At 42.4% G+C, this 12,216-nt stretch carries 8 protein-coding genes; 6 read left to right on the top strand and 2 right to left on the bottom strand.

All coding sequences use genetic code 11. The features are described 5' to 3' along the window. Window positions 1-1,091 precede the first annotated feature (1,091 nt). Window positions 1,092-1,676, top strand: coding sequence for a HupE/UreJ family protein (locus HRU23_13940; GenBank protein ID NRA55240.1), 585 nt, complete (start codon window positions 1,092-1,094; stop codon window positions 1,674-1,676). Between the two features lie 343 nt (window positions 1,677-2,019). Then, window positions 2,020-2,268, top strand: coding sequence for a DUF3297 family protein (locus HRU23_13935; protein NRA55239.1), 249 nt, complete (start codon window positions 2,020-2,022; stop codon window positions 2,266-2,268). Between the two features lie 146 nt (window positions 2,269-2,414). On the opposite strand, the gene HRU23_13930 is transcribed toward HRU23_13935, so the two are convergent. Beyond that, entirely contained in the window at window positions 2,415-3,518 is a 1,104-nt protein-coding gene (locus HRU23_13930; GenBank protein NRA55238.1) for a hypothetical protein, read from the bottom strand. 231 nt (window positions 3,519-3,749) lie between these two features. On the opposite strand from HRU23_13930, the gene HRU23_13925 reads away from it, so the two are divergent. After that, window positions 3,750-4,406: a response regulator transcription factor gene (locus HRU23_13925; protein NRA55237.1), complete on the top strand. Its 657-nt coding sequence runs from the start codon at window positions 3,750-3,752 to the stop codon at window positions 4,404-4,406. 124 nt (window positions 4,407-4,530) lie between these two features. Here the strand turns inward: HRU23_13925 and HRU23_13920 are convergent, their stop codons facing one another. Further along, a complete protein-coding gene (locus tag HRU23_13920) occupies window positions 4,531-8,049 on the bottom strand; it encodes a PAS-domain containing protein (GenBank protein ID NRA55236.1) in 3,519 nt (1,172 codons plus the stop codon). A gap of 425 nt (window positions 8,050-8,474) precedes the next feature. On the opposite strand from HRU23_13920, the gene HRU23_13915 reads away from it, so the two are divergent. The 3 genes from HRU23_13915 to HRU23_13905 are packed head-to-tail and all read left to right on the top strand — an operon-like array spanning window position 8,475 to window position 12,126. Continuing rightward, complete coding sequence (locus HRU23_13915; GenBank protein ID NRA55235.1) at window positions 8,475-9,275, top strand: ABC transporter ATP-binding protein; 801 nt, start codon at window positions 8,475-8,477, stop codon at window positions 9,273-9,275. Next, window positions 9,275-11,236, top strand: coding sequence for a long-chain fatty acid--CoA ligase (locus HRU23_13910; GenBank protein ID NRA55234.1), 1,962 nt, complete (start codon window positions 9,275-9,277; stop codon window positions 11,234-11,236). The genes HRU23_13915 and HRU23_13910 overlap by 1 nt, the downstream gene beginning before the upstream one ends. Beyond that, the gene (locus HRU23_13905; GenBank protein NRA55233.1) at window positions 11,233-12,126 is read left to right on the top strand and encodes a branched-chain amino acid ABC transporter permease; all 894 of its coding nucleotides are present in this window, start codon (window positions 11,233-11,235) and stop codon (window positions 12,124-12,126) included. The genes HRU23_13910 and HRU23_13905 overlap by 4 nt, the downstream gene beginning before the upstream one ends. Window positions 12,127-12,216: the final 90 nt, after the last annotated feature.

Below are 12,216 nucleotides of genomic sequence, written 5' to 3'. Positions count from 1 at the left end.
TTTAGAGCAGACACCAATAGAGTGCTATCTTTATGCAAAAGAGACTGGGCATCGGTGACCAGATAATTAACGGAATTGGTATTACAAGATAAAACGCAGCTCGCCGATCTCGTTGTGTTGGTAGAGCAGTGGACTTTTAATCCATTGGTTGTAGGTTCGAATCCCACATGAGCCCCCACTCATCCTTTAGCCTCTGATGGCTTTTAAGTTGAGTATTCACTGAACTCCGTTCGGCCTTTCTAAGCGATACACTTCAAAATACCAAAAATACATAAGCAATCTTTAGTCCGTCTAATTACGTTTTATAATCTAGTAATCTCATACAGAACCAATCAATTGAAACTGTTGATAATATCAATCCCATTAATTAAGTGATCACCTGTGCTTGATAAAACCTATTTAGGCCGCGTTGTTCTCATTCCTAATAGCTAGCTATTACTCGGCAATAAGTTCCCTAATGTCGACTTCCATGTCGAAATCAATCGATCGCCTTGTCTAAATGCGTTTTATCCACGGGCAATAAGATCATAAATTTAATGTAATTGCTATAAGACAAGCTCAGAAGCATGTTCTTAGAGCTATATGATGTATTAGGGTCATTAGCTAGATTCCGCTTCTAAGCCACTACGGTTGAACGTACGGCGTCTTGCGGTTCAAGTTAGTACTACTTTAGTACAGTAGAGACTTTCAAAATAGCTTCTCGTCAAAACATGATTGTTTTTATATTGCTTGATTATCTCTAACTGGCTGCTTGAATCATTAGGTCTTAGCGAAGATGAGTTGCTTAAATTTTTACTCTGAACCTGCTTTTTTTACAAAATTACTTCATGGTCTTTCCAATTTATTTAAAATTTATAAGCACAGCTATTGAAATTTAATATATTTCTTTTAAATAGAGTGTATTACAGCCATATTATCGAATTTCTATGCGACAATGCTAGGGTCGCTAGCCCTGATGGGATTGGTAAAATATGCAAATTAGATCCGCTAGATTATTGAGGTAATAGACGTTTATTCTTTATATACAATAGGTAACTCATTTATGCGCTTACACAAGCGTTATAGCAATCATCATCGTCATAGGACACCCAATGAATAAAAAATTATTAACACTTATAGGCATGATGCTGATGCTGCCAAAGTTAGCCTATGCACATGAGGCTCCTGGAGGGGCAGGGTTTATGGCTGGATTTTCTCACCCAGTGCTTGGATTTGATCATCTATTGGCTATGTTAAGTGTGGGTATATTAAGTGCTCAAATGGGAGGTAAGGCGATATGGAAAATTCCTGCAACATTTATCGTTATTATGTTAGTAGGGGGAGTCCTTGGCATTAATGGCGTTCATATAGTATCTGTCGAATTAGGTATTGTTTGTTCAGTGTTAGTATTAGGGGTTGCGATCGCTACCGAAAAGAAAATTCCCGCTTTTGTTGCCATGATTTTTGTTGGTTTTTTTGCAATATTTCACGGGCATGCCCACGGGGCAGAAATGCCTTATTTAGCTGAGCCTATGCTTTATGCGTGCGGCTTTGTTGCTGGAACGGCCATCATCCATATTACAGGTGTATTGATCGGAGTTATTACTCATAAATTACAGCATGGGCAACAGCTATTAAGGTATTTTGGTGCCGGCATTGCCGGTGTTGGGTTTCATATGGCTACCCTTTTAAATTAAATAAAAACTGAAACCATTAGCGATTTACACAATTGGCCGTTACTCGTGTTTACTAATTTTAGCGAGTCGGTTGATTGTTCCAAGTTGTCTAGTGATTATCGGATATTAAAAGTTGTCTTTGCGCCGTACTATTTTACCAATATGAATAGGCTGGAGATAGTTGAAGTCGATTTTAAGCTTACAGAGTAAGAACCTGAGAGTTATTGTTAGCGATCATAAAAAATGACTGTGAAATTTTCTACTATTTCTCACTACTTTTTTATTTTCTTTAGTAGCAGCCCTTGAGCGTTAGACCTATATTGTCTACAATAGCGCAGTTTTTTATACACTACAGGTCACTAACATGAACGATACTAAATCGCTACCACCTTTACCTGATCGCCTTTCGGGTAATCCCCGTAGCCCGCATCATGTGGCAGAAGTTTTCGAACACAACATTGGTATTAAGCTTAACGGCAAAGAGCGTTTCGATGTTGAAGAATATTGCATCAGTGAAGGTTGGGTAAAAGTCCCATCTATCAAAGCGTTAGACCGTCGTGGTCAACCGCTTATGATGACAATTAAAGGAACTGTTGAAGCATTTTATAGTTAAGACCTATCAACACTACCTTTCACACTCGGCATTATCAGTTTGCCGAGTGTCGCTGTTTTTAATTCACCCAATTCAGATATACGTTGTTTCTAATAAACCAGGGAACCTGGCTTTTTCTCGGTGCTTAGGCAACAACTAAAAGAAGTTTATATTCTTACATCGACTTGATGAACGCCATAAGCAGTGCCTTTATCGGTAATCGCAACGCTAGACTGCGTTAGTTTCGCTTGTAATTTATCGTCCTTATCATAGAAATTGAACGGTGTTACCGAGCTATTTAAGCTGATTGCTTCAATGTTAGTATCACTTAATGCCCGCCACTGCTCTTGGCCGCTGCTGTCTATTTGCCATAACATTAATTGTGAAAAATTCTCGTCTTCACGATCGATAAATCCATTGTTATTACTATCAAGTGCACTTAAATCGGTAAAACCATCACCTGACTGTGGCCCAAATAATTCATGACCACCATCGGCTTTACCATTGTTGTTTTTATCAAACACCAAATAGCCGACATCGCCATTAAACATCGGTAAGCGGTCAAGCGTACTGTCGTTGTTAATGTCGATATCACTGTATTGACCGTTGAGTTGACCAATAGCGCTCGAACCAAATTGAACCAGCAAGGGGTCTTTTAAGGCTTGTGCCGATATCGTCGATTGGGTCATCGAAATCCGTTGCTCGGATAACTGCAATTGAAACGTTGAATGAAATACTTGATCGTTAATTTGATAAATACCTGAACTTTTATAATTAAGCGACTGGGTACGAGTCATCGTGTCCATGATTAAAATATCCGAATCTGGGGCAAAGCTTTGCCCTGAAACAGTGATCGATACTGGTCCTTGATTGGTGAGATCTGCGATTGAAAGTTGTCGTTGTCCTGTAATGTTTTCTAACGATGAGCTCGCTTGTGATAGTTGAAGTTGATTGATTCCTCGTGCCAACTTATTATTATCATCGTCAATTTTAATATCGAATATTGCTTCTAATAATATTTTAGTTCGAAGTAATTCGGCTGAAATAGGGCGCTGATAGGTATCGTCCGGATTAGCTGGTACCTTGCTAGATGTTGATGCAAACTGAGACGAAAAATCGACTACCTCAATAGCAATTTTTTGAGTGCCGATTAACGCTTGTCGGCTTGAATGACGGGCATCATCACTTGGTATTTCGAGCAAGGTCTGACTACGAGTTTGTTGACTAGCATAAGCCACTTTAGCCTGATGGCTAGTTTCACTAATAGACATGACCAATCCTTCGATTTTTTTATGATAATAAGTTATCGGCCGCCGCGGCTATTTATTGAGCGATTATTTGTGTTGGTGAGCATGGTTAATAACGGTGTTATTTAAGATGATTAGTCGACTTTTAGGCTTGAAAAGCTTAGATTGTTACAAAGATTGACGCCAAAAACCGTTTGGATTACCAGATCATATTGTTGGTTCAAGCTGATTTTAACGAGCTAATTAAGGTATTAAATGATATCCACCACAAAAATAATAATAGCGGATGATCACCCTTTATTTCGGCAAGCCTTAACGGTGATGCTTGAATCACATTTTGAAGATACGGCGGTTCTTGAAGCCGACTCTATTGCAGACTTAGAGCTTCTATTGCCACAAGACGTTGATTTACTGCTACTCGATCTCGATATTCCCGGCGGTGATGGTTTCAATAATTTAATCAATATTCGGTCGCAGTACCCAGAGCTTGGCGTGGTCATTATTTCTGGTTTTGAAGGACCAGAAACCATTAAGCGGGCGATGTATCACGGGGCGGCAGGTTTTATCCCTAAATCAACGCCGGTATCTGAGATGATTGTTGCTATCGAACAAGTCATTGCTGGCAATTTATGGTTGCCCGACGGTGAGTTTGATCCCCAGGATCCAAACGCGTTTGAAATTGATGATAAAATTGCCTCATTAACTCCGCAACAACATAAAATATTGTTAATGTTTGCTGATGGTTTGTTAAACAAGCAAATAGCGGCTGAGTTAGGCGTTTCAGAATCGACGGTTAAGAGCCATACCAGCACGATATTTTTAAAGCTAGGCGTTCGCAATCGTACTCAAGCGGTGATCGTGTTAAACGAGCTGCAGATAGCTAATGCATCGTTTGGCCAAGCTAAGTTATAGCGGCCTTATACAACAGTTAGCGGCCGTTAATTTAGCGAGTTTAATGAGTGGCGACTGAGCACATCAATGAGTGTTACATAACCTGAGTTCTGGATCCTAGTTTTGTAACACCGTGAAACTCAGGTTATTTATAGTTGGTGTAATTATTTTCGAGATTTTTACTTAATAACGAGCTCATTAAAGCGCGCAATGCTATCGGCTTTATTATCTTACGTAAATAACCAATCTGCGCTTGCTGGGCACGAATTTTAACGTTCTCATCGGTGGTCGCAGTGATTAGAATGGCAGGTAATGGGTAATGACTTAGACGTTTGATCTCGCTAATCAGGCTAATGCCATCATAATCGATTGGTTGGCGTTGGCGTTGGCGTTGGCGTTGATGTTGTGCGTTAGCGATGTCATTGGCCGTGACCAAAGGCTCATTGAGCTGAAAGTCGACCAGCAATATATCAATTTTATCCTCATATTGATTATATGATTCGATTGCCTGCTGCGCGGTGCTGGCGGTAAACACATTACATTGCCACGCCCCGAGCAAGTCAGCCATCGCGGTTAATAATGCGGGCTCGTTATCAATACACAATACCCCAACGCCCTTGAGGCTGTTGGTCGTTACTGTTCTTGGGCTAACGACTTGGCGAGGCGCTACTGTGATTGGCACTGTAATGCTAAACAGGCAGCCACGGCCGGGCACCGATTTTAAATCAATCGGATGCGACAGTAACTCGGCCAAGCTTTGCGCGATATTAAGGCCTAGGCCAAGTCCTTTGGGACCTAGCTGCTCGGTGGCCAACTGAGTAAATTGCTCGAACACCAGTTGCTGCTGCGCTTTGGGGATCCCTGGGCCATTGTCAAATACCTGAATCGAAAGTAAGCCGCCTTGGCGTCGGCAACCCAACAGCACCTTGCCGTGATTCGCATAACGAAATGCATTGCTCAGAAAATTTTGAACAATCCGGGTCAGCAGAGTGATATCACTGGCGATAAATAATTTACTGGATTGGCAATGAAATTCTATTTGGTATTGGGTCGTCAGTGCTGAGAATTCGGCTTGTAGCAATGAAAAAAGTTGCGAAACGGCTATTGGTTTAATGGTTGGGCTAATGTTACCGCTTTCAATCCTGGCTATTTCATTTAAATCGAGCAGCAAGTCGTTGGCTATTTCTAATGAACTGTTTATTTGTTGCAGTTGCCCGCGTTCTTGATTTGTAACGCGTGAACTTAAGCTAATTGCCGACGAAAATAAGCGTGCTGCCGCCAGTGGCTGCAGTAAATCATGACTGCAAGCCTTAAGATACTGACTCTTTTTAAAGTGCGCTTGCTCGGCTTTTTGTCTCGCCTGAGCTAATTGCTGGTTGGCTTGCTCAAGCTCTTTGTTCGCTTGTTCTAGTTCGGTGGTTCGGGCTTTAACGCGACTTTCTAAATCGTATTTTTGCTCTTTTAGCGCGGTCTCTACGGTACGATAAGCGGTGATATCGGAAAATATAGTGACAAAACCACCCCCTGATACTGGGTTACCCTGAATGTGAATAAATTTGCCATTGTTGAGTTTGCGCACCGAGCTAATACGGTTGCCATCTCGCAGATACTGTAAACGCTTAGCGACTTGTCCATCGATGTCGCCAATAAAGTGTTTGCGCTGTTTAAGGTTATAGCTAATTAGCTGACTTATTGGACAGCCGATATAAATGAGATCTTTGGGGTAATTAAACACATCGAGGTATTGTTGATTCCATGCCACTAAATTTAAGTCACGGTCGATAACTGAGATACCATCGGTGACATTTTCAATGGCGCTTTGCAAGACACTACGACTAAATTCGAGCTGTTGATTAGAGTTTTCTTCAACTATTTTAGCGACTTGGTCAAACGCAATTTCATGGCCGCCCAAAGCGAATGAGGTGACTAACTTGGCTGACGCTGAGCCGATAATTCTGGCTAGAGTATCCTCGGCATGAAAAATTAGCGCCTGATTAAATGCTTTATCATGTTTATTCGGGTGTAATACTGCAAATTGTTGCAAGCTGGCCACAGCTTTATCTTGGCCAATAAAGCGTGCTAATAAAAACTCCAATTCCGTCAAATCGACCTTGGGTAAATTCCACTGCGCCTCACGGTCGGTATGATAAAAAAACTTACTTTGAATTTGTTCACGAATGTTTTGCCGAGTTAACAGCGATACAATCGACAAGGCACTGATATTGGCAGCGAGTGCGATTAAGGTTGCGACTGTCGTTGCAGGTAAGTCGGTGCTCGCCAACGGATGTTGGTAAAATCCCAGTTGTGGTAACAAGTTTAAGCCGGTCCAAAGAATAAACCCGGTGCTGATGGCGGTTAATGCCCCCGTTAAAGTCACTCGCCGCCAGAAAAACGCCGCGAATAATGTTGGGCCTATTTGCGCGATGGCACCAAAAGCGACTTCACCTAACGATGACAAAGCGTCGGCCGACGAAGTAAGTAACATGCCATAACTTAAACCAATAACCAAGATCACTAGCAGTTTTCTAATTTGCAATAACTGTGATTGAAAGTGGTTAAAATCATGGTGTTGCTTGCGGGAGTACTTAAATAAAAACGGGAATACTAATTCGTTACTCAACATAGTGCTAAGTGCAATTGTCGACACAATTACCATTGAACTGGCTGCTGATACCGCGCCTAAAAAGGCAAACAACGTTAACCAAAGTTGATCGGCATAAGCGGGTAAAAATAACACATAGGCATCGGCCTGCAGCGAGTCACCAAAGATTAAATTACCCGCCAAACCGATTGGACCTGCAAATATGGCAAAGACCAAAATATACAGTGGTAAAACCCAACGTGCTAACTGACTGGTTTTTTGCTGTTTTATTTCAACAAACATCACTTGAAATTGGCGTGGCAGGCATAAAAATGCCGACATCACAATAAATAGCATACCTATCATACCGATTAGATTTGCTGGCTCAAATTGCGTGGCTAAGGCGATGGTTTCGCTCGACTGTTGCCAGATTTGGACTGGGGAACTATAGACATAAAAACTGACAAATAAGCCAACCAGTAAAAACGCAATCAGTTTAACTAACGATTCAAATGCAATAGCGATCATTACGCCAGGATGGCGTTCAGTAATGTCGATGGTTCTCACGCCAAAAATAATGGTAAAGCCGGCTAAAATCGCGCTGACGACAAGCCCCAACTGCCACGGTGAATCTTGATGATTATTTTGCAATAACACAAAAGATTCGACAATCGCTTTAAGTTGCAGCGTGATATAAGGCAAGGTGCCAATTAAAGCAACAACTGTAATGATAATGGCCAAGTTTTGTGACTTGCCAAAGCGCGCGGAAAGTAGATCGGCTATCGAGGTGGTTTTTAATAATAAGCTGGTGCGAATGATCCGGCCAATAAAGGGCCAAGCAAACACAAACAGTAAAATTGGCGCCAGATAAACGGAAAGGTAGGTAAACGAGCCTTGCGACGCTTGCGCCGAAGTACCTAAAAACCCCCACGAGGTACAATATACGCCCAAAGATAGCGCGTAAATGATCGCATTTTGTTTCGGTACTAATTTATGGCGGTATTTCCCCCCTAAATAAGCAATAAGAAACAGCAGGCTAATATAACCAATGCTGACACTGACCAAGAGCCAATTCGAAAACATAACACCTATTATCCCAATCTATAAGTCACTAGAAACAGTCACTAAAAAATCAATACGCGGTTGAATCTAACACATTTCTTAATGAAATTGCGTTTGATTAATTGATGTCAGCGTTAGACTTTTGACTATACGACCTAGGGACTAATCCGCAGGTGCTAGCCCCTATTGCCGATTGTCGTTTTTTTAGGCTGGCTTATTATCGCTATAACAAATCAATCAACGACCAAAAGGAAGTAATGATGTCGGAGCACAGAATTGCAACATTAACAGGTTTAAATTTCGCCAAAGCAACCGCCGTTTTTACCGGCAGTCAACTGCGCAATCTCTGGGCGTGATTCACTTAATTTAGTGCCTGTTATGGCCCAAGTGCTAAATAACCACAAAATTAGTGATAAATAAGTTCGATTGAATCTAGGAGATTGAGGGTGACCAAATCAATACTTAAAATAGAACAAATCTCATTGGCCTTTGGTGGCGTTAAAGCATTGACCGATGTTAGTTTTGAAGTGCCACAAGGCAGCGTCTTTTCAATTATCGGGCCCAATGGGGCAGGTAAAACGTCAATGCTAAATTGCATTTCGGGGCGTTACCAACCCAATGTCGGTAAAGTAATTTTTAACGATCAAGATGTGACTAATCTGCGGCCCAATGATCGCGCTGATTTAGGCATGGGTCGAACCTTTCAAAATTTAGCCTTGTTTGGCCATATGTCGGTGCTCGACAATATTATGGTCGGTCGCCATCATCAATTGAACAATAACTGGATCACCGGTCCGTTGTATTGGTTTTCAAAAGCTCAGGCTGAAGAGCTAAGCCATCGGCGTGAAGTTGAAGAGATTATCGACTTTCTTGAAATATCACATATTCGAAAGGCAACAGCTGGCACCTTATCGTATGGGTTGCGCAAGCGAGTCGAGCTGGCTCGGGCAATGGCGCTAAAGCCAAAAATGATTTTGCTCGACGAACCGATGGCTGGCATGAACCTGGAAGAAAAAGAAGATATGGCCCGTTATATTCTCGATCTAAATGAAGAGTTCGGTATTACGGTGGTGATGATTGAGCATGATATGGGCGTGGTGATGGATATCTCTCATCAAGTGATGGTGCTTGATTTTGGTAAGAAATTAATTTGTGGTTTACCCGATGAGGTCATGGCAGATCCCCATGTGCGTTCTGCTTACCTAGGACTTGAAGACGATAATACCGCGATAGAGGAGGCAAGCTAATGACCCAATTAACCAGCGATGGCACACGTTTTGAAATGGGTGAGTTAAATACCTTTCCTAAAATATTACGCCATAACGCCGTCAACTATGGCCGTGATATTGCGATGCGCGAAAAAGAGTTTGGTATTTGGAACGAGTTTAGCTGGCAAGACTATCACGACCGGGTCCAATGGTTGGCACTTGGCATGTTAGAACTTGGGGTTAAACCTCAAGACGCCGTAGCACTGCTGGGCGACAATCGCCCAGAATGGATCTGGGGAGAGATCGCAGCGCATGCGATTAAAGCGTACTCCTTAGGTGTTTATCAAGATTCGATGCACGAAGAAGTGGCTTATTTGCTCAATTATTCCCAAGCGACCATAATTATTGCGGAAGACGAAGAGCAATGTGACAAAATTTTAGAACTCGGCGACGAAGTGCCGGGCATTAAGCATATTGTGTATTGCGATCCGCGCGGCATGCGTAAATACGATGATGCCCGGTTGACTTCGATTGAAGACGTTTACCAACTCGGACGTGAAGTTTTAGCCGCTAATCCAACAGCATACGACCAATTAGTTGATGGCACCAACCCCGACGAAACGGCGATTTATTGCACCACGTCCGGTACTACCTCAAAACCAAAAATTGCGTTACTGACTGGCGGTCGTTTTGTCTCGCACAGCAGTGCATATTTACGGGCTGATCCACGTAAACCTGGCGACAACTATGTGTCTGCACTGCCGTTACCTTGGATTATGGAACAAGTTTATGCCGTTGGCATGGCACTTATTTCACGACAAATAGTCAACTTTGTTGAAGAGCAACAAACTATGATGGCTGATTTACGTGAAATTGGCCCTAATTTTGTATTGTTAGCGCCGCGAGTATGGGAAAACATTTTAGCCGACGTGCAAGCGCGCATGATGGACTCGACGCCACTTAAACAAAAAATCTATAACTTTGCGATGAAACTGGCTTATCAAGCACAAGCCAAAGGGCAAAAATCACTGATTGCTGAATGGGTATTATTGCGCGCGCTGCGTGACCGTTTAGGTTTTAGCTTTTTAGACTCGGCTGCTACTGGTGGTGCGGCGATGGGGCCCGACTCCTTTAAGTTTTTCCATGCGATAGGGGTGCCGCTGCGCCAACTTTATGGCCAAACAGAAATGTGTGGCGCTTATACGGTGCATTGCGAAGGTGATATTGATTATGACAGTGTTGGTTTTACCTTTGATAACGCGCAAATAAAAGTGATAAACCCAGATGGTGAAGGCGTTGGTGAAATTATCTCAAAAACAGTTGGCATGTTTACCGGTTATCTTAATAATCAAGCCGCTTACGATGAAGATGTCATCGACGGTTGGATGCACACCGGGGACGCCGGATATATCAAAAAATCGAATGGCCATTTGGTCGTGATCGACCGCATAAAAGACATGGCTACGACATCGGGTGGGGTCAGCTATTCGCCGCAGTATATTGAAAATAAATTGAAGTTTTCATCCTTTATTGGTGAAGCAGTGATCCTTGGTAAAGACCGAGCCAATTTAGCGGCGATTATTTGTATTCGTTTTAGTATTGTCGCCAAATGGGCTGAGCAACAAGGGCTTGGCTTTACTAACTATTCTAATTTGTCATGTCAGCCAGAAGTTTATCAAAAACTGCGCGAAGAAATTGAGCTGGTTAACCTAAGCCTACCGCCAGCGCAGCAGATCCATAAATTCATATTGTTATACAAAGAACTCGACGCCGATGACGGTGAGTTAACCCGCACACGCAAGGTACGCCGTGGTGTAGTCGCCGAAAAATACCATGACATTATCGAATCGATTTATAGCGATAACGCCGAAGTTGAGATTGATACCATGATTACCTTCCAAGACGGTAGTCAAACGCGAATTCAAACCACCTTGAAGGTTGAAACATTAATCGAGTTTAGCGAGCTTGAATCATTACAGCCACGGAGACATGCCTCATGAATTTTGAACTGCTCACGCAATTGGTCGTTAACGGCTTAATTGTTGGATTACTCTACGGGGTGGTCGGAATGTGCTTTGTATTAGTCTACAAATCAACTCAAATAGTCAACTTTGCCCAAGGCGAGTTTTTGTTAATTGGCGCTTGGGTCTGTTGGGCATTTTTGGTCTATTTAGAGTTGCCGTTTGTGATTGGCTTTGTCTTAACCTTAGTGTTCATGGCTGGTTTTGGCATGTTACTGCAAATGATTGTGCTACGACCGATGATTGGTGAACCGACGATATCCGTGATTATGGTGACGATTGGCCTGTCAATTTTCTTTCAAGCGTTGATCAAATGGATTTTTGGGGTGTCAGCCGAAAGTTATCCGCGGGTTTTTAGTCAGCAAACGGTTGAAATATTAGGCCTGCAAGTCGAAACCGCCTATTTAATGAGTACCGGTTTTGCGTTGATTATTATGGCAGCATTTTACGTATTCTTTAAATACTCAAAGCAAGGATTGGCAATGCGAGCCACGGCTTTTGACCAGCAAGTTGCGCAAAGTCTTGGCATATCGGTAAAGCGGGTCTTTGCAATGAGTTGGGCGATTGCAGCGACCGTTTCGGCGACTGCAGGGGTGGTTATTGGCATGGTTAATGGTGTCTCGCATTCGCTGTCAGCGATTGGCATTAAGGTGTTTCCGGCGGTTATTCTCGGTGGCTTAGACTCAATTATTGGCGCGATTGTCGGTGGTTTAATTATTGGCGTGTTAGAAAATGTCGCCGAATTTGTCGATGGTCAGTACCTTCATTGGGGCAACCTTTATGACATCGCACCCTTTTATGTCTTGTTGATTATCCTATGGTTTAAACCGTACGGACTGTTTGGCACCAAAGACATTGAACGGATTTAAGCTCAGATCTGAACTTATTTAACTCAAATGAGTTACTAGAAATTAATCGAATAATTAAGGTATCTATTTACCGTAACCTGTAGCTGTTCA

Source organism: Gammaproteobacteria bacterium (assembly GCA_013214945.1).
GTDB lineage: Bacteria > Pseudomonadota > Gammaproteobacteria > Enterobacterales > Psychrobiaceae > Psychrobium.
This window is presented reverse-complemented; position numbering and strand designations above follow the sequence as displayed.

What these genes read in the sequence shown, in the direction of transcription:
- HRU23_13920 (NRA55236.1), bottom strand. Translation starts at nt 8,049, where the DNA reads ATGTTTTCGAATTGGCTCTTGGTCAGTGTCAGCATTGGTTATATTAGC.
- HRU23_13925 (NRA55237.1), top strand. Translation starts at nt 3,750, where the DNA reads ATGATATCCACCACAAAAATAATAATAGCGGATGATCACCCTTTATTT.
- HRU23_13930 (NRA55238.1), bottom strand. Translation starts at nt 3,518, where the DNA reads ATGTCTATTAGTGAAACTAGCCATCAGGCTAAAGTGGCTTATGCTAGT.
- HRU23_13910 (NRA55234.1), top strand. Translation starts at nt 9,275, where the DNA reads ATGACCCAATTAACCAGCGATGGCACACGTTTTGAAATGGGTGAGTTA.
- HRU23_13940 (NRA55240.1), top strand. Translation starts at nt 1,092, where the DNA reads ATGAATAAAAAATTATTAACACTTATAGGCATGATGCTGATGCTGCCA.
- HRU23_13905 (NRA55233.1), top strand. Translation starts at nt 11,233, where the DNA reads ATGAATTTTGAACTGCTCACGCAATTGGTCGTTAACGGCTTAATTGTT.
- HRU23_13935 (NRA55239.1), top strand. Translation starts at nt 2,020, where the DNA reads ATGAACGATACTAAATCGCTACCACCTTTACCTGATCGCCTTTCGGGT.